This window comes from Paenibacillus praedii (assembly GCF_049725345.1).
Lineage (GTDB): Bacteria > Bacillota > Bacilli > Paenibacillales > Paenibacillaceae > Pristimantibacillus.
Map to the genome: position 1 here is coordinate 179,060 of NZ_JBMWAM010000001.1, position 20,928 is coordinate 199,987.

A 20,928-nucleotide genomic window follows, 5' to 3' on the forward strand; every position below is an offset into this window, starting at 1 on the left:
ATTTATATACTGTAATCATATATATTACAGTAAGGTTTGTCAAGATTTTAGAGCAGATCAGCGTTCATTGCTGCCGGAAGCCTTCATTATAGAAGTAAAGTTCCCCATCGTTTACTTATCTATCCGCTCGGCCCTTTTTGATGAAACAAGCTCCTCAACTATAGAGTAAGATTTTCTCCATAACCCATTAGAGAAGTGCTTGAAGCGCCAAAGCTCCTTCGTGCTCAGGCTCCATAGCTAATGTTCTATGTGAATAATCCAATGCAGCAGCAGCATTACCGACCTCAAAGCAGCAAATCGCCAAATGATAGAGCACCTCGGAATCCGCGTCGCTTGGATGCAATGATCGTTCTAAGAATAGCAGCGCATCCTTAAACAAATCCATTTGAAATAGCAGCAAGCCACACTCTAACGCTAGGTTATGCTTCTCCTCCATGGAATAATAGGTTTTCCACATCAAGTATATTCCGCTTCGAAGGTCTTCCATTTCGGCCTCATTAACGGTTGGCAGAAGGATTGAGATGCGTCTAGCGCTTTGCAGGAGCCATTGTGCATCGTAACCGCCCAATCGCCAGAAGGCCAGGATTTGACGTAGCTCCAAATGTTTCAGTTGTCCGTCAAACCATTGCTTAAGGCTAAAAAAGTCATCGGGACCAAAGCGTTCGACAAACCGTCGGTAAGCCAAACGAGTATTTATATACTCTATCGGGCTTTGCAGCATTAGAATACAGCCTATATTTAAGTTGTTATGATGATGCGTGGTGAAGAAAGACTTCGCCCCCTTTTGCTCGAAAAAGGTTTGAATAGCATGATAGTTTGCCGTCAGAGAGAAGCTTCCGTGATGAATAAGCTTAGGCGGCTCCGAAAATTCCCAGCTCTCTAATCGATGGTCTCCTTTATCCGCCGTGAGCAAAAGAAAAGACTGTTGCGACAGCTGGCCAAGTCGTTCTAAACAATCCATTCCAATAGCTGGGAAGAGAACATGTGAATCATCAAGCTTCTGTCTATAAAGCTCTATAACGTCGCGGTATGGGTACGTTTCCCTTTCATAATCAGCTGCCCGGCGATAATGATACTCGAGAATGACTTTCTCCAGCATCTCAGATGCGCTTAGATCGGCAGCTCCATCGGGAAACTGTAGTGAAACCTTGCACTCATAAATTTTACTGTCTTCCACATAAATCAGTTCTTGCGGAATGCTGTCAAAAAAGTAATTAGCGATAACAACCAGCGGCTGCTGCAAGTCGCCTGGTCGTAAGCGGACACCTGATTCTACTAAGCTGAGCTCTGTATCCCTAACCGCATCAAATTTCGTAAAATCTAAAATCCCCTGTTCAACGAAGGGAATTAAGCTGCGATGCTGTTGCCAGTAGGAAATATTTTTGTCAGCTAAATCACTCATGACATAGCGAAAAGGAGGCAGCGCGATGCCCGCAAATTCTGTTAGCTCGCAAAGTTCTTTAAGAACATGAAATGCCAATTGGCCCGAGCCCGCTCCAAGCTCAACTATCGTGACTTGCTCAGAGGCATAACCCAATCTCACTCTATCTTGAAGAAACCCGAAAATCATCTCCGCATATGCCACAGCAATAATCGGATTATTCGTTATGTACTGCGGGACCTCTTCACTTTGCCACGCCTTAATTCCCTGCTCTTCATAATAGGATCGCTGCAGCTCCCAAATGGGTGCATCACCGAAACGATAGATGGGTTGTTCTGTTTGTGTCATCTCATTCATACCTACTTAGTTTAATTTATTGAAAACAAACTTATGCCATCGGACATCCCCTCCGTTTTAATGAAGGAGCGTTGTTTGACATGCACATTTTAGTATAGCATATTCGTAGTAATCCAATCTGATTTCACCTTATCACGGGGCCACAGCCTGAAGCAAAAGAAGATCATAGATTGCAGCTATTCCCCCGGGGATGCTGAATTTTTCCTGATAGTTCTAGAACATGTTCTTTAATAAACCTCGGGAGAGACCGGAAGAAATGGGGCAGAGTGGTTGTAGTCTTTCATCTGAGTAAACGGATGCCATACATGTGCCTTATTTATAGCAGCAAGCCGTTCATAAATTGAAGTCACGCCGATCACCAACCTTTCACTTTTAATTGTTAACCATTAATTTCATTTCAATGTTAATAATTATAAAAAAACATCTCAACAGATCGCGGCTATCGTGTAAAGGGTGCTGAAACTTCTAACAAACATCAACATTTTTCTATCAGCTACCTCGCAATATTTTTTGAATATTCTGTCTTCTGTGACATCGAGGAATTTTGTCGCACGGTAGGAAAATCGCAATAAACAAATCATATGGTCATGCTGCCTGCATAAGCATATAATAGTTATAGTTTTATCCGATATGATCAATGGGTCAAATGGAGATTGAATAATGAATGTAAAGCAACCGACAACCAAAAAACAAGCTTTTGACCGTATTATGCGTTTAGGACTCGTTTCCAAAGCGGAGCTTATGAAGATGCTAACCATTACGAGCACCAGCCTCACTCGCGTGTTGGAAGAGCTCCTGAACGACGGTCTAATTATCGCCTCTGAGCTCGGACGCTCGACCGGAGGCCGAAAGCCTATTTTATATAAAGTGAATCCTGCCCATCGTGCCGTCTTCGGGGTTGAAATTTCCAGGTTTTTCTCTTCTATCGGTCTCTATGATTTAGAGCTCAAGCCATTAGCCTTCAAGCGCTGGAAAATGGATGAGGGTATGACACCCGACAAGCTTATTCAAAAAATTGTCCTGCTTGCTGAGCAAATGTTGAAAGAACGCAGCATTAACCGTGAGCAGGTCATTGGGATTGGAGTCGGCGCGGTAGGACCTCTTAGCCGAGAGGAAGGCATTATTTTAAAGCCGCGTCATTTCCCTGCCAAGGGCTGGAGCAATGTGCCGCTTGCCAAGCGCTTGGAGCAGCAGCTCGGGCTCCCTGCTCTGCTGGATAATGGGGCCAATACCGCTATTATCGGCGAGCACTGGGCGCTGCGCGATGAGAAAGTCCAGCATATGCTATATGTTCATGCCGGTGTCGGCTTAAGGACAGCGATGATGTCGGGCGGTCAAATCGTGAGGGGCGCCGTCGATATGGAGGGCTCCTTCGGTCAGATGATCATCCAAACGGACGGCCCTAGACTCGGTGACGAGGGCAATTACGGCGCGCTTGAGGCTTTTGTTTCAATCCCTGCGCTAGAGAAAAGAATTCAGCTAGCGCTTGCATCAGATCAATTAAGAGCAACTAGCGTTTCAACTCTGCAAGACATACGGTTTGACGCCCTGCAAGACGCTTTATTAAGCAAAGATGCTATCGTTACAGAGCAATTTATGCAAACGGCCTCCTATCTTGGCATCGGGATCGCAAATCTGATAAATATTTTGCATCCAGAGGCGGTTATATTAGGCGGTCCGCTCGTGAATGTGCATCGAACGGTTTATGATAAGGTCATCGAGGTTGCCCGCAGCAACATCTATTATTCGCCGCAGTACGAGCCAGCTTTTTCACAAGGACAGCTCACGGAGGACGCCGTTACAGCGGGTGCCGCCGTCATGATGCTGCAGGAGTGGGATCTCAGTTGATTAAAAAAGGAACGAGGCTTTCGCCCTACCGGCTGCCTCGTTCCTTTCTTTATGCTATAGCAGCTTCAGCAGCTCAGACAGCTCGTTGATTTCATAAGTAGGCTGAATCGTTTTAGCGTTCGATTTTCGCTTCGGATTATACCAGGACGTATCGATCCCATAATTGATGCCGCCTTGAATATCCGAGGTCAACGAATCGCCGACAATCATCGTCCTGCTTTTCCCCTGTCCATCTCGCCAACCAATATTGCGGTACCGCAATATTTCAGTATAGCTGCACGCCGTATTTGAAATGTTGGCTTCAAGGTCTAATTCCTCTTCATTTCAAAATCAAGATGTTTCCTTCCATTGCATAAAAAAATGCTGCAAAGGGAAATATAATTGGGAAAATATGCATACCAAGAGGAGGTGTAAAAATGTCTAATCCACAAAACGAAACATCTAAAGCGGATGTACAGTCTACTGAATTAAATAAAATGCCTGAACCAGGCGCAGCAAATACAAAATTTTCCGCAGAGGAAGCGGCAGAGGTTTTTGAACAAAATCAATCCTCCGATCAAACGTCGCAAAAGCATTAATAAGACATGCTGAACGGACCGGGTCATGCTCGGCTTCCCATCTATGTCTGGCATACAAAAAAATAGTAAAACCGCGGGCTTATTGCTAACGGCTTCTATTTCGAGCTGCAAAACGTAAAAAATAACATAGGAAAAGGAACGTAAACTGACAATAGTTTAACGTTCCTTTTTTTGTTGTTTTTATTGGGTTATTGGATACATCTCGCAGGGTGGTTCTGCGCGTTATTCAGTTTGTCAACCGCAAACTGATTAGCTGATCAATTTGATTGACGGCTTCATCACTTAAAAAAACGCATTATACTAATGAGAGGTTGCCGATCTGTCACTACATTCCTGAACGTTAGCATATGGCCTGTAGTCACTTTGTCATCGCCAACTATTTCTCATCTGCTTCATAGGGCTGCAATTGTTTTTCTTCCTCCCTGCGGCTTGGCCGAAACCAAAAGCCAAGCAGTACGAACAGCAAGAAAGACAAGCCTAGAAACAAAAATATACTGTGAATGGAAACATAGCGGATGCCGTATCCACCTAGAGTCGGTCCCATGATGCTCCCGATACTGAAATGGATGGAAGCAATAACATTGGCTGCCGGCAAAATCGAGCGCGGCAAAATATCCGCCGCATAGGCAAGGCCTAAAGAATAGAAGGAACCGACAACACCTCCGCCAATTGCAAAAAGTACAAACAATATAGCTACGTTATCTCCTGCTGCAGGTACCGCAAAAAAGACAAGCGAGCCAATCAAGCCACAAGCGATCAATATCGGCTTGCGCCCTACTTTATCGCTCCAAATGCCGAGCGGCAACTGCAAAATAAGACTGCCAATACCGAATGCAAGCAGCAATAAGGATATCCAATGCTGGCTCAAATCAATCCGCAGGGCATACAACGGAAAGTTGCTGTTCATTGACGCTTCCATGAAGCCGTATAAGAAGCCTGGAATTAATACAAACCATGCGATACGATAAGTTGTAATAAAGCGATTCTCAGCGGTTTTGCTTTTCTTGACGGTCTCCGGCAGCTCATTCCTCATACGCAGCATCAACAACAGAACAGCGAAAAAAAACAAGCTTGTCACCACAAACGGAACCGCAGTGCCAAACGGCAGCAAATTAATGCCCAGCGGACCTAAGCTGAATCCAATCCCGTATGCCATACCATAAAGGGAAATATATTTTCCCCTGCGGTCTGCCGGACTCGTGCTGACAATCCATAGCTGGGTAGCGTAATGAAGCGAGCTATCCCCTATGCCGACAAGCAGTCGCAATACAAACCATAGGGTAAGCGACTGGCTAAGAGGGAAAATGAGCGTGGCGAGCGTTACTAGCACAATGCCTGCCACGATGACTTTTTTGTATCCATACCGAACGACCGGTTTTTCGATAAAAAACATCGTAATGAATATTCCGATATATAAAGCCGTTGAATTAAGGCCATTCATATCCGACGAGACGCCGGAATGCTCCAGCATTATGGACAGCAGGGGCAGAAGCAGTCCTTGGCTCATGCCCGCAACCACGACAACAAGCAGCAATGTGATTAACCGATAACGAAAGGATACAGAACTGGAAGTAATAATCTCTGATGACAAGACTGCTGCACACTCCTTACCATGAATTGATGATCTTTGCCATCTCACATTGTATACAATGCATATCGGTCTTTACAACTGCTTCACCTTTTTTTATTCCATGCATCCTTTAGCGTTATGGTCTGAGACTTAACGTCTAGGGGACGAAATCTATAACAGAATTCCTGTCACAACATCGCCGATCCCAGGGTCCGGTGTGGTACTCAGAGGCTTGGTTCGATAAATGATTCTTTGCTCCTTTTCAGCTGCCGGAGCTCTTTGTGAAAGAATTCCATCCTTAATCTTCATGCTGTGTTCGCGTCGCTTCAAGCACCGCAGCATAAACGGCTTCGCCAATTGCACAGCCGATCGTAGTCGCAGCTCCCGCATAAGCATGCACCACATGCCAATGCTTGTTTTGACTGACTCCGATCACAATCGCATCCGTCGTTGTACCTGTAGCCGATTCCCCGCTTTCCATTTCTACGATGCCCAGCTGCTGCAGCGCAGCCGTCTTCGCTTCTGTAGCCGTTATGACCGCATTTACCATCGCTGCTTCTGTCATCTGCCCGTCAATCAATAAAATCGTATTAATCGTTCCTGGCGTGTAGGCCGGAAACGTTTGGCGAGGCAAACCCGCCCTTGCCGCATTGCGTGTGCCAACCGTCGTGCAGCAAAGCAGCTTGAACCTGTCTCCCTCGCATTCCACAACAGAAGCATGAGTAAGCTTGGCAGCCGTGATGAGACCGATGGTGCGCTCGGGTTCGCAGACCCACTCGCTGCACTTTTTCACAATATCCTGCACGGGATCATCACATTGATACGTGAGCGGAACCTTCCAATTGATGATGCGATTCGAATAGGAAAAGCCTCCAGGATGCACAGCGCTGCTAAGAGCATACAGCGGCTCCGTACAGCTGACTTCGATCCGATCTGCAAGCAGACGTAAGCTCACTCCGTTCCATAGCGCACTATCATAGCGGAAGCCCTTGCGAAAAGGCTGGGTCATAGCTTAGCCTCCTCCGATACGCCGAGCAGCTCATAAATCTGCGGTAGGTCCAAATAGCGTCGTGCATGCTCAGCAAGCCTGTCAAATGCAAGCTCTCGACGCTCCTGAAATCTTAGCTCCGCAGGCAGACGTTCCAGTCCCTTCTCTTCACGAATGCCATTCAGCCAATATCGGCGATAATCATCATTATGTAAAATTCCATGAATAAAGGTTCCCCAAAGTCTGCCCTCCAGCGTGGATGCCCCTTCAGGTTCATATTCGGAAGCAGCTACATCTTTCTCCGTAACATGCTGCTCTCGTATGTGGAACGGTCGAACGACTGGGCTTTGGGTTGGCAGCCATTTAATCTCGCCCATATGGATTTCATAACCGCCAATCGGCAAAGAGGGCATGCCATCACCTTTGGTCACACCTTCTACGCGAACGGTTCTTTTCTCTGCGGCAAAGGTCACTTCGAACGGAAACAAGCCAAGCCCTTCCGATTCCCTAACGGTTGATTCCACATGGAGTGGATCGAGCAGCCTTGCTCCAAGCATCTCGTAGCCCCCGCAGATGCCCACAGTCCAGCCTCCTTCAGCCACATGCGATTCAATTAATGCAGCTAACCCCGTCTCTCTCAGCCAGATCAAGTCCTCGATCGCATTTTTGCTGCCCGGAATAATAATCGCATCCGGACTGCCCCATTGACCTTCCCGTTCAATGTAACGAAGCTTTACATCCTTCTCGAAACGAAGCGGATCCATATCGGTAAAGTTCGAAATTCTTGGCAGCCGAATGACCGCAATATCGAGTTCTCCAGCCGATTCATCCCCGCCTTGCAGAACGCCAGCCCTATGCTGCTTGCTAAGCGACAGCGAATCCTCGTCCTCCAGCTCCAAATCCGGCAAATAAGGCAGCACGCCGAGCACCGGCTTGCCTGTCCGGGCCTCCAGCCAATCCAGTCCAGTCTTCAGCAGTGACACGTCACCGCGAAATTTATTAATAATAAATCCGCATACGCGGTCCCTCTCATCCGGCTCAAGCAGCTCTAACGTGCCAACAATTGCTGCAAATACGCCGCCGCGATCAATATCGGCAGCCAGTATGACCGGCGCATCTGCCCAAGCCGCCATACGCATATTAACGATATCGCGATCCTTCAAATTGATTTCTGCCGGACTGCCAGCCCCTTCGAGCACTACGATATCATGCTGCTCACGCAGACGGTTCAATGCTTCCTGAACAATGCTTCCGGCAATCGGCAAATAACTCTCGCGGTATTCACGCGCATCAAAATCGCGAAGCGGTTTGCCGTGCACGACGACCTGCGATGACATCTCGCCCGATGGCTTGAGCAAAATCGGATTCATATCGGTTGATGCCAATATTCCGCATGCATCCGCCTGCATGCCCTGCGCACGACCAATTTCCTTCCCATCCCATGTAACATAGGAATTAAGCGACATGTTTTGCGATTTGAAGGGAGCCGCAGCATAGCCGTCCTGCGTGAATATGCGGCAAAGCGCAGCGGTAATCAAGCTTTTGCCTACATCAGACGCGGTTCCCTGAATCATAATTGTACGGCCTGTCCCCGATAGGCTCGAGGCTGGTGACTTCTTAATACTCATATCCACGGCTCCCCTCATTTCACGCAATGTACGAAGCAATATTTCAAGGCCTCCAGCAGCCTTTCGTTCTGATCTCTTCGTTTTACTGCAACTCGAATATACGTATGGTCAAGGCCAGCGAAGCGCGATGCATCGCGAATAAGAACGCCCTGCTTCCCCATCTCGAGCTGAAGCATACTTGCGCTCAATCCGATACCTTGTGGCAATTGCGCCAGCAAATAATTCGTCTGGCTGGGATAAACCTGAAAGCCTATTGTCTCCAGCTCATGGACTAACCAAGGGCGTTCCTGCTGCAGCCACTCTAAAGTCTGCAAGGCAAAGTCTGTCTCGTCCAGCACCGCCTCGCCAATTAGCTGTGCAAGCGAATTAACGCTCCAAGGCACCTGCAAACGCCGTAAGCCGCTTAATGATCTTGGCGTTCCAACGATATATCCGAGCCTGATGCCGGGTATCGAATAAAATTTCGTCATAGAACGAATCACAAACAACCGCTCATGACGCGCAGCCTCCCGAATAAGGCTGTATCTCGCTTCTTCCGGAACGAAGTCCATAAAAGCCTCATCCACCACAACGAATGCTCCTTTTCTGAGCAGCTTGAGGATCAGTTCCGGTTCAACCAGCTGACCCGTTGGATTATTCGGTGAACCAAGTATAAACAGGGTGCCGGCAGCCATCTCATCTACGTTCTTATCACTACTATCCAGCATAAAATGCTGTTCCGCCGATAACTTGATTTCAATGATCGCCCCGCCGAGCTTGCGAACGGCATCCCCATATTCATCAAAGCAAGGAACCGCAAGCGCGGTTATTTCAGGCTTCAGCGCGCGCACAACCAAATCGATTAGCTCTGCAGCGCCGTTGCCGATGACGATTGACTGCTCATCGATCTCATGATGCTTTGCCAGCCGCCGTCTAATTCCGCGTGCCGCTGGATCCGGATATTGTCCTATGACGTCCGCGTAAGCATGAAGCACTCGCTTCACACTCGCCGGCGGACCGAGCGGATTCATGTTCGAGCTGAAATCAATAAATTTTTCGGCTGGCATGCCGAATGCTTCCTCCGCTGTACGCAGGTCGCCGCCATGTCCGTATCTTTCTAACATATTGTCCTCCAACTCCTTACCTATTGCGCATTAAGCCAAATAACAGCTGCAAATAACAAAGCCGCCTCTATCGCTTCATTCATTGCTCCGTATGTATCTCCCGTTAATCCGCCAAGCTTGCGGTTTAGCCATAGGGCAAGCAAACCTCCGAGCAAAATTGTAATCCCAATTACGCAAAACAAAATAATAAGTATAGCTTCGATATCCCAGCTGCCCAGCTGCAAAACCAACCATGTCAACGTGCCTGCCAGCACAAAAGCGGCCAAAACCTGTATGAATTTAACACCATTAAATAAAATGCCGATTCCTTCACCCTTGCGTGCGCTCGGCCAGCCTGCAATAGCCGCAGCCATCCATGCCCGGCTCCATATCGGCCCAACCATCAGAAGAATGAAAAAACCGCGGGCATGCCCGCTCCCCAAGAGCTCCGCCAACAGGGACGCTTTAAATAACAGCAATAACACAGCGGCCAGCACACCCATTGCGCCTACCCGGCTGTCCTTCATAATCTCAAGCATCCGCTCGCGGGAACGATGACTCAGCACGCCATCAGCCGTATCCATCCAGCCGTCGAGATGTAAACCTCCGCTAAGCGCTGTCCATAGACCAAGCAGCAGAACGGCGCTGGGCCATGCGGGGACACCAAGGCTTAGAAGCCAGGCCGCTCCTGCAAGCACCCCTCCTATTAAAGCACCAGTAAGAGGGAAATAAATCACGCTGCGCGTCAATACGGGCGCAATGAACGGAACGGAAACGGGGACCGGAAAACGTGTCAAAAATTGAAAGGCTGCAATGATTGCCTGCGCATGCAGCTTTACCGTACCAAGAGCCATGTGACCAACACCCCCACGAATAAAATAATGCTGACACCATAAAGCAGCCTAACGGTAAGTATGATATCATACGGCTCCAAATTCCGGAGCGGCCACCCCATTCTCGCCCTTTCACTTCGCACGCCAAAATAGCTGTTTATTCCTCCAAGCTCTATGCCAAGCGCGCCTGCAACTGCTGATTCCGGAATACCACTATTCGGGCTTGGATGGCGATGGGCGAAGGTGATCATCGCGCGAATGGCTAGATCCGCTTTCATTCCGGGTGATAAGAACGCTATTATCGTAAGCATGAGTCCCGTTAAGCGAGCGGGGATGTAATTGAGCAAATCATCCAAACGGGCGGAGCACCAGCCGAAATAGATGTATTTATCATTGCGGTAGCCAACCATCGAATCGAGCGTATTTGCAGCGCGATAAAGCATCGCCAATGGGGCGCCCCCTACCAGCGCGAATAAAAGCGGCGAGACTAGCGCATCCACCGTATTTTCCGCAACCGTTTCGACAGCAGCCCGCGACGCCTCGCGAGCATCAAGCGTTGCGGTATCCCGTCCAACGATGTAGCCGGCATACTTTCGCGCATCCTCCAAATTTCCTTTTATGAGCGGGTGATATACGAGCATCGCGGCCTCCTTTAAGCCCTTCACCGCAATGGTCGTCGAAATAAACCAGGCGCTTACCGTATAGCCAAGCCATACATGCACAGCATCCGCTGCCCATACCGCCAGCCACATCACGCCATAGCTTGCAGCTAAAGTAACCGCTGTAAGAGCGGCTCCCAGCAGCCTTGCAATTGCCTGCTGTTTCTTTCTTCGCTCGGGCGCAAGCAGACTCTCTATTAATCGAATAAGCCGACCGATCCAAATGACTGGATGGGTCGGCCACTTCGGATCACCAACGATCCAATCGATAATGATTGCCGCAGCTGCAAGCAGAAGCAGCTCCTGAAAGGAATAAAGAATCATAGCTGATCCCACCTAAACGCCTGCGATTTCAATTCTACAGGGATACCTGCCGTCACCAGAAATACACGCTCGCAAATGGCGGCAACCTGTTGATTCAAACGTCCCGCTTCATCCCGAAACTGCCTCCCGAGCGGATAAGCGGGAACGATTCCGTCTCCGACCTCATTGGTAACGACAAGAAGCGGATAAGGATACGCCCCAATTGCTGCAAGCAGCTTCCTCGCTTCCGCCTCAAACCTTTCTTCGCCTAATGTTTCATGTTCAACGCGCAGCAGCCAGTTCGTCAGCCATAGCGTCAAACAATCTAGCAGCACAACAGGAGGTTTGATTCCGCTTTGTCCCTCCCCGGCATATTGCGTGGCTAATCGATCGAGAAGTCCGGCCGCCTCGAAAGGCTCCTCCACAGTATCCCATGAAAAGCCGGATTCGGTACGGTCCAGACGATGCTTCCCAATCCTCTCCGCCATTTCCTCATCATGAGGCTGACAGGTAGCGATATATAAGCCGCGTGCGCCTGATCGTATCGCATATTGCTCGGCGAAGCCGCTTTTACCGCTGCGGGCCCCGCCGGTTACTAGAATTGCCAATCTCCATCACCTAGCCTTTTGATATACCTGCGCTCTCGAAGGTCGCCATTTCCTGCATAAGCAGCAGCGCCGCGTCAATAAAATGAAAGCATAATACCGCTCCCGTGCCTTCCCCAAGCCGCATATCCAGCTTAATCATCGGAGATAAGCCAATCGATTCCAGCAGCTTCAAATGTCCCTGTTCCTGCGACTGATGCGAGGCAAGGATATAGGGCTTCACTTGCTCCGTTATTCGTGAAGCGACCAGCGCGGCAACCGACGAAATATAACCGTCAACGACGACCGGACAGCCATTTGCCGCCGCTCCGATAATGACGCCCACTAATCCTGCAATTTCGGCTCCGCCAACCTTGGCAAGCACGTCTAACGGGTCTGAAGCAGCCGGCTCATTTTGCGCAATCGCGCGCTTGACAACATCGACCTTCTTCAACCAGCCTGCATCATTGATGCCCGTGCCCCGCCCAACAGACTCCTCGGGCGACAGCCCCGTCAGGACAGTCGTAATGGCAGCGCTCGCCGTCGTGTTGCCTATTCCCATTTCTCCCGTAGCGAATAAACGAATGCCCCGCTGCACCTGCGCATCCACAACCTCGATCCCCACCATAATCGCCCGAAGCGTTTCCTCGCGTGTCATGGCAGGCTGCTTCGTCATATTTGCAGTTCCTCTGACGATTTTTCTGCTCACTAACCGTTCGTGCTCCAAATCAGCATTCACGCCGATGTCCACGCATACGACCTCAGCGTCCGCTTGACGCGCAAGGACATTAACGGCTGCCCCGCCATTCAGAAAATTCAAGACCATCTGCGGTGTCACGGCCTGCGGGAACGCACTGACCCCTTCCTCGCAAACGCCATGATCGCCAGCCATTACGATAACCGCTTTACGTGACAAATCTGGCCAAATCTGATCTGTCACGCCGACAAGCTGACGCGCTATCACCTCAAGCTTGCCCAAGCTGCCCGGAGGCTTGGTCAAGGAGTCCGAGTGGCGATCCGCTAATTTTGCAAGGTCCTCATTAAAAGGCTTGATCATGCTTAGCTTTTCATTAAGCTGATGTAGTAACTGATTTTCCATGCTGCATACTCCTCGCACTTTTACTATGTTTCTCTATTTGTTCGAATTGGGCTGCAGCATAATTTGAGGCGTCCCCGTCAATGGATGTGATATGACCGACGTTTGCGTCTCATATACCTGCTCAATCAACTCGGAGGTCAACACCGCCTGTGGCGTACCCGCAGCAGCCACCGTTCCGCGGTGCAGCACGACAAGCTCATCGCAATAAAGCGAAGCCAAATTCAAATCATGGAGCACGGCGATAACAGTCAGCTCGCGCTGCTGCTGCCAGGCGCGAACCGTATCCAGCAGCTGCACCTGAAACCCAATGTCCAAATAGGTCGTTGGTTCATCAAGCAGAATAACAGAGGGCTCCTGCGCCATCAGCTTAGCCAGCGCTACGCGCTGCCGTTCCCCGCCGCTTAGCTGATTCATTTTGCGGTGCTCCAGCTCCTTAAGACCCATTGCCTCTAATGCACTCTCTATGACGGCCTCTGAATCCTTAAATTCGCTTCCCAGCCAGTTTTGAAACGGGAATCGTGCCATACTGACAACCTCGCGTACGGAGAAGCCGACAGGCGGCAGACCACTCTGCTGCAGGACCGCCATCATTCTTGCAAGCTGCTTGCGAGGATAGGATGTAATGCTTTTCCCATCCAGCAGCACTTTTCCCCGCTTCGGCCGATCAACGCCAGACAAAAGGTGGAGCAGCGTCGATTTACCGACGCCATTCGGTCCAATAATACCGTACATTCTTCCTTTCATAAAGGAACAGGAAAGCTCATTCAGCACGATACGTCCTTGAACCTCCTGAACAATTCCGCTCGCCTCGATCATATCGAACCGCCCTCCTTAAGCTTGCGCCTATGCAATAAATAAGCGAAAAAAGGCGCGCCGATTAAGGCCGTCACGACGCCTAACGGAATTTCCTTAGGTGTTAACACGATCCTCGCAAGCGTATCTGCCCATAACACAAACACACCCCCGCCGATCGCTGATAACGGAATAATCAAGCGATAATCCGGCCCGACAATGAGACGTATGAGATGCGGGACGACGAGCCCCACGAAGCCGATTACCCCGGATACGGAAACTGCGGCAGCCGTTAGCAGTGTGGAGCTGATCAAGACAACCAGCTTCGTCCGCTCGACGCGAATGCCAAGATGGGCGGCATGCCGCTCACCAAGCACAAACAGGTTAAGCGGCTGTCCGTACATAAGCAGCAACGGCAGCCCGATTGCAAGAAAAGGGATGAGCATGTATAGATTGTCCCAGCTGCGCATTGCAAGCGAGCCCATCAGCCAGAACAAGATTTGGTTGACGACACCTTGCGACATCGACACCATAAACGATACAAATGCACCCAAAAAGGATTGTAAGATGACACCTGATAATATTAGTGTTTCAATTTGCATGACACCCTTGCTGCGCGACAGCCAAAATACACCCAGAAGCGTAGCCGTTCCGGTACTGAAGGCGACAAGCGGAATGGTCCACATGCCCATCGCCGTCTGCAGTCCGAACAAAATAATAAAAGCGGCACCCACTGAGCAGCCTGAGGCGACGCCTAACGTATAAGGATCGGCAAGCGGGTTGCGCAGCACGCCTTGAAAGCCCGTGCCTGCCAGCGCAAGACAAGCACCGACAAGGACAGCCAGCAATACACGCGACAGGCGAACCTGCGTCACGATTGCGACTTCTCCCTGCGAATACGGAACCGGCTTGTCTGCAAGCCACGGCAGCTGATGAATGAGAATCCCCCATACATCGCGAACGGAAATTCCCGCCGAGCCGATGGATAAACTTACGACGATAGAAACAGCAAGAAGGAGCATAGCTGCTCCTCCATACCAAAATAATTTAACTTTCATTTATTTACTTAACGAGATCCGGGTGAATAACTTTCGCCACTTCCAGCAGGCCGTCAGCAAGACGCGGTCCTACGCGTACAAGCGGATCCTGCGTTACCGCAAACATCTGCTTGGTCTTCACCGCTTCAATCACATCCCAGCCTGGGCGGCTTTCAATAGCTGCCACGATAGGATGCGGATCTCCCTCCATAATAGGATATATAATGAGCTGCGGGTTTTGAGTGACGACTTCCTCGGCACTAACCTCATACCAATCTGGTGTTCCTGCGGCGATATTCGTACCGCCTGCTATCGTGATCAACTCATCCAGGAACGTACCGGAACCAACCGTCCAGCCCGGGGAGAACTCCAAGTATACGCTTTTCTTCTCCGCATCCTTCACCGCATCCGTCACCTGCTGCTTTACCGAGCGCATATGATCGGCAACAGCTGCAGCTTCTTCTTGCTTATTCATAATTTTACCAAGATTTTCGATTTTCGCAACAACTGCATCATAAGTAGTAGGATTTGTCGCGTATACCGTAATGTTCAATTCACGCAGCTTTGCGATCGCTTCTGTATTCATCGATGAAGATGCCAGCACGAGATCAGGATTTAGCGCTATAACCGCCTCAATATTCGTCGTCATATCACCAATCTTCGGCTTCGATACAGCTTCCTCTGGATAATTGCTCCATTCATCTACGCCAACCACTTGCTCGCCTGCGCCGATCGCGTAGATCGCTTCCGTTTCACTTGGAACAAGCGTAACAACCTTCTCAGGCGCTTGCTCAAAAGTAATGGACGTGCCCGTCTCATCCTCCAGCGTAAGCGGATAAGCCGCTGCTGCTTCTGTCGGGGCTGGTGCGTTCGTTGCGCTCTGCTCTGTATTCGTCGTGTTGCTGCCAGCTTGGTTCTCCGTGCTCGTATTTGCCCCGCATGCTGCCGTAAAAACGAGCATCATCGTTAAAAGCAATCCAAATAACGTCTTCATCATACTGCGGTTCATTGCCTTCATTCTTCTCTACACCCCTATCAAATATTTCGTATAAAATAAAAAAAAGCATTTCTGACAAATGTGCCAGAAATGCTCTTATACGCTTCCACTAATCAACGCTGCTAATAAGCTTCTCCAACACCTCCCTAAGTCCACGTAGGGTAAAGCGTTATAACAAATAGGCAGGTCTCCTGACTTGGAATTCGCTATCGACGTCTTCCCGAGCTACTGCCTCAGTGACATGATATCGATGCGTTGACGAACGCTTGCAATACTTGCGTTGCCGTTCCTTACAGTGGCGGGTCCGCGCCGGAATTTCACCGGTCTTCCCTTTTAAGCTTCAACGAGACTGGACCTAAGCGTATGACCGCTTCCTACTATCCACTCGTATCGGCACCTAAATATTCACTATGAAATTGTCAGTTGTTACTATACACCGTATCTATCTGTTTGTCTACTATTGTCGAAGATTTATCTTGGCATGACAGAACCCCAATCATTCAACAAAAAAGTTCTGATCACTTCAAGTTTCGCATAGTTAACTTAAGGTGCCGCTTTCAGTACTTCTTTGCACTTCGGCCAATTTCTGTTCATCATAGGAGGTGTTACATCCGCATGCTGCCGTCACGCAAGCCGATTTCTCCCCTCTATAAGCTGGCTATCGCTTTCATTGTCACTGGATTTATGCTTACCTTTATCCTTACCCGGCTCCATTCCGACATGGAGGCTGCCCCGCCCCTTACCGAACACACTTTCGAGCACGGCCAGTTGATCTGGTCTATTGACGCGTATCCTGCCAAAGTACTTACAAATAATACGTTTACGATTAACATAACCGATGACAGCGGCGCTCCTATACGAGACGTAACTCTAGCGATAAAGCTGGATATGCTCAGTATGGTTTGCGGAGACGTTTCGTTTCAGTTGACCGAGACTGCCCCTGGTCAATATACCGGTATGGGAGTACCGTTAATGGCCGGAACCTGGAAAGCGACGTTGGTGCTGGATGCTGGCGATCAGTCGTATTCGATAGAGAGACATTTTCAAGCCGTCCGCTAACCCGCAAGCCATCGGCACCTATTTTTTACCAAAGCCATGGATTGATCGTCGGTATGAGGCCATTTGCCGCCAGCCCGCGCATAATTGATAATACGCCGACCACGATTGCCGTGAGGACGCTTGCTCGACGCATGAAGCGCCGCCAGCGTTTGTTTGCAAAAGCGGCAATGGATGCCGCTGCCGCTAATGCCGGGAACGTAGCTAGACCAAACACCGCCATCACCAGCGCCCCCTCCGCTGCCGAGCCGGTGCCTGCGGCTGTCATCTGCATCGCATACGTCAAGCCGCAGGGAAGAAATCCGAAAGCGATGCCCGTTGCGAGCAAATGTGCCGTTTCTTGACCGCGCGAGCGTCCGCTTTCTCCCGCCAGCCGTTTGTGCAAAAGAGCGGTTAGACGATTCATTAGCGGCAGCTGAAATCGCCGCCATAGCCAAAGCAGCAGGAAGCAGCCGCCAATAATAGACGCAAGCCCCTGCATGCCTGCAAGCTTTCCTGCTACATCTATAAATGAACCGACCGCTCCCATCACAACTCCAAGCAGCGTATAGGAAAAAATTCGTCCTGCATTGTAGAGCAGCATCGATTTGCGGACAGATGCCGATGTGTGGATAGATACCGTCGAAACGATACCGCCGCACATCCCGATGCAATGCGGCGCACTGAAAAGTCCCGTCAACATGATGAGGCCAAGCTGCTGCCAAGTGATCGTCATGCTTGAATGCCTGTTGAACGGCGAAGCTGTCCAGTTAAGCGCAGCGCATTGCCGACAACCGATACGGAGCTAAGCGCCATTGCTGTTCCGGCCATCCAGGGCTCCATCAGGCCAAAGGCTGCGAATGGGATAATGATGATATTATAGAGAAAGGCAAACGTTAGATTTTGCCGTACATTACGAATGGTCATTCGGCTAATTTTAATCGCCTCAGGAATGGCATGCAGGCGGGAGAAGAGCAGCGTCATATGTCCTGCGCGCAAAGCGGCATCCGTACCATCCCCCATAGCTAAACCGACGTCCGCCGAAGCTAGAGCGGGAGCATCATTCCAGCCGTCTCCTGCCATGGCGACGCTTTTCCCCTGACGCTTCAGCTGCTCTACAAGCTTTACCTTACTCTCAGGTAGCATAGCCGAATACACATCAGCGATACCGACCGCTTTCGCCGCGGCTCGGGCTGGCGCTTCATGGTCTCCAGTTGCCAGAAGCACAGTTATGCCAAGACGTTTCAGCTCCTTCACCGTTTTCTTCGCATTCGACTTGACCGTGTCGCTGAAAGCAATCGCACCGATGCATTCCCCTTCCGCCGCAGCATACAGCACGGTTTCTCCGGCCTTCTCGCGACGAATTGCAAAGGCCTGTGCCTCCTCACTCATTCGCCAGCCTCGTTGTGCCGCAAATCGTGCGTTCCCAACCGCAAACTGTTGCCGATCGACAAAGACCTCTACTCCTCCGCCAGGTGTGAATGCTTGCTGCTCGGCTGTTGGAATGACAAGACCAAGACCCAATGCTTCACGTCTGATCGCGGCTGCCAATGGATGCGTGGATTCAGCCTCTGCCGCAGCCGCTAACCGAAGCAGCGAGGATCGGCTTCTCTTCAGGGCGAGTACGGCGGTAATGCGTGGCTTGCCCTCTGTCAACGTTCCTGTTTTATCGAAAATTATCGTCTGAATCCGCGCCAGCCTCTCAAGCGCGCCAGCTTCCTTCGATATGATGCCCTGCTTAGCCAGTCTTCCCGAAGCGATGACAAGCGAAATCGGCGCCGCTAAGCCAAGCGCGCACGGACATGCTGCCAGTAATACGGCGATTGCGCAAACAAAAGCTTTGCTCCAGTTGCCCGGATCAAGAATGGCCCCCCACATCATAATGGTTAATAAAGCGATTACGAGCATTACGGGGACAAACCAGCCGGCTGCCGTATCCACATTTCGTTGAATGGCTGATTTTGAGCGCTGAGCCTGCCTCACAAGCTCTTGAATGCGATTCATCATCGTGTCGTGCCCGGCAGCCTCTATACGAATGCGCAGTCGGGCGCTTTCATTTCTCGTGCCTGCCCACGCAAGATCGCCCTCTCCCTTCGGGATCGGCAAACTTTCACCCGTCAATAACGACTCATCAGCCGCAGACAATCCGCCGCATACCATGCCGTCAACCGGAATGACCTCCCCGGCTTCAACAATCACGATGTCGCCAGCTCGAACAAACTCCGTTTGCATGCGGACAATTTCCCCGGCACGCTCGACATTAGCGCTCTGGCTTTGCGGCCTGACAAAGCCGACAGAGCCCTGCTGAGCGCGCAGCGAAGCAGCGGCTTCCAAATATTTACCAAGTACTACGGCAGTAATGACAACGGCAGAGGTTTCAAAATAAAGCGGAGGCGCATGTGCCGCTGCGGCTGACAACGGACGAAATAGCACTTCCTGGAACACCACGTAATGACTGTATAAATATGCGGCTGTCGTGCCGATTGTCACGAGCACGTCCATATTCGCACTCCGCTGCCGCAGCGCATGATACGCACCGAAATAAAACGGCATTCCAATGACAAATTGGATAATGGTAGCAAGCGACAGCTGCATCCATGGAAGCATGAGCCACCCCGGCACTACCTGAATAAGCGGTTCCAGCAGCGGAATATGCTGCAGCATGCCAGTCAACAGCGGCAGCGTCAGCAGCGCTGACACGACAAGGCGCAGCTTCAATGTACGATGCTCCTTATGAAGCCCTTCATGCGCGGGTTCATGCAAGAGTGCGGCAAAACCAAGCTGCTTGACGCGCTCCGCAATTTGCTTTTTTTCAACCTTTGCAGGAGCAAACTGCACCCACGCCGTCCGCAGCGGAAAGCTGACAGCCGCCATTTGGACGCCGTCCATTTTACCAACAGCCTTCTCAATTCTTGCCGCGCATGCCGAGCAGCTCATGCCCTGCACCGCGAAATCTATCGTTATATTTTCATCTTCATGATTTCCTTCAAACCTATGCTCCATTTGACTTACCCGCCTTCCATTCATCGCCTTCATTGCCTGCATCTCTGCGTTAAACTATATGACAGGCTATTGCATTGCATGAATGGAAACTGCAAAATGATTGTCGCTATTTGGATTCGATCAATGCTCCGCATTAAGCTCAATGATATTCCGGTCCGGATCCAGGATAAAGATTTGGGCAAACCCAGTGATACTATCCGGTTTGGCTTTAAATGTGATACCGTGCTGCTCCAGCCACTCGATGGTCTGCTTATAATGACTTATCCTTATGGCAAAATGTCCATCTCTCGTATCAATGCCTCCGGTGCGAGCCGTCTCCCCATCATGCACCAGCAAATGCAGCTGATTTCCGTTGTCTCCTATCGCATACCAAGCGCCGGGAAAATCGAACGCCGGCCTCTCGATTTCCCGCAAACAAAGAATTCCGGTGTAAAAAGCTTTTGCCCGCTCTAAATTAGTTACAATTAAACTTGCATGGTGGATACCTTTGTGCGTTATCATTTGATCGAATACACTCCAATCCGCTCTCATATATTTAATCTCATTAAATATATGTTAGAACATACTCCCTCTTATGATCTGCCATACGAAAAAAGCCCCGAAAAGGGACTTTTTTGTTGAGTTATTTGCCGATTACAACATCTCCGGGCCATGCGAGCATACCGCCGGTTATGCTTACGACCTTATAGCCCTGCGCTTGCAGGAAATCACATGCTTTGCCGCTGCGACCACCGCTTCGGCATATGAGCACGATGTCTTGGTCACCCTGATTAAGCTCGTCCATCCGCTCTTGAAGCTCGGAAAGCGGAATGCTGCGCGCTTCTTTTATATGACCTTCTTGCCATTCATCTGGCTCGCGAACATCAATCAGATTTATCGTTCTGCCTTCCTTCAGCTGGCTTTGCAGTTCGGCTGTCGTCATTTCTGGATACATGTTGTGTTACCCATCCCTTCAAGCAAGTTCAATTTAATCAATATGATTGCATTGTATCGCGAAGGCTGGGTAATGTCCATCCTAGTTAGCTGCTTATATTCGAACCGCCGTTCCACTGACCGCAACCATCAGCATTCCCTCTCTAACAACCTCGTAATCGATATCAATGGCCACAATTGCATTCGCGCCTAATCTTGCGCCTTGATTTTTCATCTCATCT

19 protein-coding genes, 2 pseudogenes and 1 riboswitch are annotated in these 20,928 nt (G+C 50.0%); of the genes and pseudogenes, 3 read left to right on the plus strand and 18 right to left on the minus strand.

Features of this window, described 5'->3' with window-relative positions; translation table 11 throughout:
- Positions 1–187: 187 nt before the first annotated feature.
- The gene (locus tag ACO9K6_RS00855; RefSeq protein WP_424765638.1) at positions 188–1,729 is read right to left on the minus strand and encodes an SAM-dependent methyltransferase; all 1,542 of its coding nucleotides are present in this window, start codon (positions 1,727–1,729) and stop codon (positions 188–190) included.
- A gap of 669 nt (positions 1,730–2,398) precedes the next feature.
- Between ACO9K6_RS00855 and ACO9K6_RS00860 the strand changes: the two genes are divergently transcribed.
- Entirely contained in the window at positions 2,399–3,586 is a 1,188-nt protein-coding gene (locus tag ACO9K6_RS00860; RefSeq protein ID WP_424765639.1) for an ROK family protein, read from the plus strand.
- 54 nt (positions 3,587–3,640) lie between these two features.
- On the opposite strand, the pseudogene ACO9K6_RS00865 reads toward ACO9K6_RS00860, so the two are convergent.
- Positions 3,641–3,808 (minus strand): annotated as a pseudogene (locus ACO9K6_RS00865) (HAD hydrolase-like protein); the annotation flags it as partial.
- A gap of 194 nt (positions 3,809–4,002) precedes the next feature.
- Between ACO9K6_RS00865 and ACO9K6_RS00870 the strand changes: the two are divergent.
- Positions 4,003–4,164, plus strand: a complete 162-nt coding sequence (locus tag ACO9K6_RS00870) for a hypothetical protein (RefSeq protein ID WP_424765640.1) — start codon at positions 4,003–4,005, stop codon at positions 4,162–4,164.
- A gap of 376 nt (positions 4,165–4,540) precedes the next feature.
- On the opposite strand, the gene ACO9K6_RS00875 is transcribed toward ACO9K6_RS00870, so the two are convergent.
- From ACO9K6_RS00875 to ACO9K6_RS00925, 11 genes are all read right to left on the minus strand, one after another.
- Entirely contained in the window at positions 4,541–5,755 is a 1,215-nt protein-coding gene (locus ACO9K6_RS00875) for an MFS transporter (protein ID WP_424765641.1), read from the minus strand.
- Between the two features lie 277 nt (positions 5,756–6,032).
- On the minus strand, positions 6,033–6,743 hold the full coding sequence (locus tag ACO9K6_RS00880) for an adenosylcobinamide amidohydrolase (RefSeq protein ID WP_424765642.1): 711 nt from the start codon (positions 6,741–6,743) through the stop codon (positions 6,033–6,035).
- Complete coding sequence (locus ACO9K6_RS00885; protein ID WP_424765643.1) at positions 6,740–8,350, minus strand: cobyric acid synthase; 1,611 nt, start codon at positions 8,348–8,350, stop codon at positions 6,740–6,742. The genes ACO9K6_RS00880 and ACO9K6_RS00885 overlap by 4 nt, the downstream gene beginning before the upstream one ends.
- 14 nt (positions 8,351–8,364) lie before the next feature.
- Positions 8,365–9,453: a threonine-phosphate decarboxylase CobD gene (gene cobD / locus ACO9K6_RS00890; protein WP_424765644.1), complete on the minus strand. Its 1,089-nt coding sequence runs from the start codon at positions 9,451–9,453 to the stop codon at positions 8,365–8,367.
- A gap of 20 nt (positions 9,454–9,473) precedes the next feature.
- Positions 9,474–10,286: an adenosylcobinamide-GDP ribazoletransferase gene (gene cobS / locus ACO9K6_RS00895; protein ID WP_424765645.1), complete on the minus strand. Its 813-nt coding sequence runs from the start codon at positions 10,284–10,286 to the stop codon at positions 9,474–9,476.
- A complete protein-coding gene (cbiB, locus tag ACO9K6_RS00900) occupies positions 10,268–11,248 on the minus strand; it encodes an adenosylcobinamide-phosphate synthase CbiB (protein WP_424765646.1) in 981 nt (326 codons plus the stop codon). Before cbiB ends, cobS begins: the two co-directional genes overlap by 19 nt.
- Positions 11,245–11,835, minus strand: a complete 591-nt coding sequence (gene cobU / locus ACO9K6_RS00905) for a bifunctional adenosylcobinamide kinase/adenosylcobinamide-phosphate guanylyltransferase (protein WP_424765647.1) — start codon at positions 11,833–11,835, stop codon at positions 11,245–11,247. Before cobU ends, cbiB begins: the two co-directional genes overlap by 4 nt.
- 10 nt (positions 11,836–11,845) lie before the next feature.
- Positions 11,846–12,910 (minus strand): nicotinate-nucleotide--dimethylbenzimidazole phosphoribosyltransferase, encoded by a 1,065-nt coding sequence (gene cobT / locus ACO9K6_RS00910; protein WP_424765648.1) that lies wholly within the window; start codon positions 12,908–12,910, stop codon positions 11,846–11,848.
- A 33-nt stretch (positions 12,911–12,943) separates the two neighbouring features.
- Positions 12,944–13,726 carry an ABC transporter ATP-binding protein gene (locus ACO9K6_RS00915; RefSeq protein ID WP_424765649.1) on the minus strand — a complete coding sequence of 261 codons (783 nt, stop codon included), beginning with the start codon at positions 13,724–13,726 and terminating at the stop codon, positions 12,944–12,946.
- Positions 13,723–14,760 (minus strand): FecCD family ABC transporter permease, encoded by a 1,038-nt coding sequence (locus ACO9K6_RS00920; RefSeq protein ID WP_424765650.1) that lies wholly within the window; start codon positions 14,758–14,760, stop codon positions 13,723–13,725. The genes ACO9K6_RS00915 and ACO9K6_RS00920 overlap by 4 nt, the downstream gene beginning before the upstream one ends.
- 4 nt (positions 14,761–14,764) lie before the next feature.
- Complete coding sequence (locus ACO9K6_RS00925; RefSeq protein ID WP_424765651.1) at positions 14,765–15,757, minus strand: ABC transporter substrate-binding protein; 993 nt, start codon at positions 15,755–15,757, stop codon at positions 14,765–14,767.
- Positions 15,758–15,900: 143 nt separating this feature from the next.
- Positions 15,901–16,110: riboswitch (cobalamin riboswitch) on the minus strand.
- A gap of 241 nt (positions 16,111–16,351) precedes the next feature.
- Between ACO9K6_RS00925 and ACO9K6_RS00930 the strand changes: the two genes are divergently transcribed.
- Positions 16,352–16,795 carry a FixH family protein gene (locus ACO9K6_RS00930; protein ID WP_424765652.1) on the plus strand — a complete coding sequence of 148 codons (444 nt, stop codon included), beginning with the start codon at positions 16,352–16,354 and terminating at the stop codon, positions 16,793–16,795.
- A 25-nt stretch (positions 16,796–16,820) separates the two neighbouring features.
- Here ACO9K6_RS00930 and ACO9K6_RS00935 read toward each other — a convergent pair whose 3' ends face one another.
- From ACO9K6_RS00935 to ACO9K6_RS00955, 5 genes and pseudogenes are all read right to left on the minus strand, one after another.
- Positions 16,821–17,507 (minus strand): sulfite exporter TauE/SafE family protein, encoded by a 687-nt coding sequence (locus ACO9K6_RS00935; RefSeq protein ID WP_424765653.1) that lies wholly within the window; start codon positions 17,505–17,507, stop codon positions 16,821–16,823.
- A complete protein-coding gene (locus ACO9K6_RS00940) occupies positions 17,504–19,774 on the minus strand; it encodes a heavy metal translocating P-type ATPase (protein ID WP_424765654.1) in 2,271 nt (756 codons plus the stop codon). The genes ACO9K6_RS00935 and ACO9K6_RS00940 overlap by 4 nt, the downstream gene beginning before the upstream one ends.
- 120 nt (positions 19,775–19,894) lie before the next feature.
- The gene (locus ACO9K6_RS00945) at positions 19,895–20,275 is read right to left on the minus strand and encodes a VOC family protein (protein ID WP_424765942.1); all 381 of its coding nucleotides are present in this window, start codon (positions 20,273–20,275) and stop codon (positions 19,895–19,897) included.
- A gap of 121 nt (positions 20,276–20,396) precedes the next feature.
- Positions 20,397–20,708: a rhodanese-like domain-containing protein gene (locus tag ACO9K6_RS00950; RefSeq protein WP_424765655.1), complete on the minus strand. Its 312-nt coding sequence runs from the start codon at positions 20,706–20,708 to the stop codon at positions 20,397–20,399.
- Between the two features lie 93 nt (positions 20,709–20,801).
- A pseudogene (locus tag ACO9K6_RS00955) lies at positions 20,802–20,927 on the minus strand (heavy metal-binding domain-containing protein); the annotation flags it as partial.
- Between the last annotated feature and the right edge of the window lies 1 nt (position 20,928).

Bases quoted from the DNA above. Each gene is read 5' to 3' on its own strand.
- cobD (WP_424765644.1), bottom strand. From the start codon at position 9,453: ATGTTAGAAAGATACGGACATGGCGGCGACCTGCGTACAGCGGAGGAA.
- ACO9K6_RS00855 (WP_424765638.1), bottom strand. From the start codon at position 1,729: ATGACACAAACAGAACAACCCATCTATCGTTTCGGTGATGCACCCATT.
- ACO9K6_RS00940 (WP_424765654.1), bottom strand. From the start codon at position 19,774: ATGGAGCATAGGTTTGAAGGAAATCATGAAGATGAAAATATAACGATA.
- ACO9K6_RS00925 (WP_424765651.1), bottom strand. From the start codon at position 15,757: ATGAAGGCAATGAACCGCAGTATGATGAAGACGTTATTTGGATTGCTT.
- cobT (WP_424765648.1), bottom strand. From the start codon at position 12,910: ATGGAAAATCAGTTACTACATCAGCTTAATGAAAAGCTAAGCATGATC.
- ACO9K6_RS00950 (WP_424765655.1), bottom strand. From the start codon at position 20,708: ATGTATCCAGAAATGACGACAGCCGAACTGCAAAGCCAGCTGAAGGAA.
- ACO9K6_RS00930 (WP_424765652.1), top strand. From the start codon at position 16,352: ATGCTGCCGTCACGCAAGCCGATTTCTCCCCTCTATAAGCTGGCTATC.
- ACO9K6_RS00920 (WP_424765650.1), bottom strand. From the start codon at position 14,760: ATGAAAGTTAAATTATTTTGGTATGGAGGAGCAGCTATGCTCCTTCTT.
- ACO9K6_RS00915 (WP_424765649.1), bottom strand. From the start codon at position 13,726: ATGATCGAGGCGAGCGGAATTGTTCAGGAGGTTCAAGGACGTATCGTG.
- ACO9K6_RS00935 (WP_424765653.1), bottom strand. From the start codon at position 17,507: ATGACGATCACTTGGCAGCAGCTTGGCCTCATCATGTTGACGGGACTT.
- cobS (WP_424765645.1), bottom strand. From the start codon at position 10,286: ATGGCTCTTGGTACGGTAAAGCTGCATGCGCAGGCAATCATTGCAGCC.
- ACO9K6_RS00885 (WP_424765643.1), bottom strand. From the start codon at position 8,350: ATGAGTATTAAGAAGTCACCAGCCTCGAGCCTATCGGGGACAGGCCGT.
- cbiB (WP_424765646.1), bottom strand. From the start codon at position 11,248: ATGATTCTTTATTCCTTTCAGGAGCTGCTTCTGCTTGCAGCTGCGGCA.
- ACO9K6_RS00860 (WP_424765639.1), top strand. From the start codon at position 2,399: ATGAATGTAAAGCAACCGACAACCAAAAAACAAGCTTTTGACCGTATT.
- ACO9K6_RS00870 (WP_424765640.1), top strand. From the start codon at position 4,003: ATGTCTAATCCACAAAACGAAACATCTAAAGCGGATGTACAGTCTACT.
- ACO9K6_RS00945 (WP_424765942.1), bottom strand. From the start codon at position 20,275: ATGATAACGCACAAAGGTATCCACCATGCAAGTTTAATTGTAACTAAT.
- ACO9K6_RS00880 (WP_424765642.1), bottom strand. From the start codon at position 6,743: ATGACCCAGCCTTTTCGCAAGGGCTTCCGCTATGATAGTGCGCTATGG.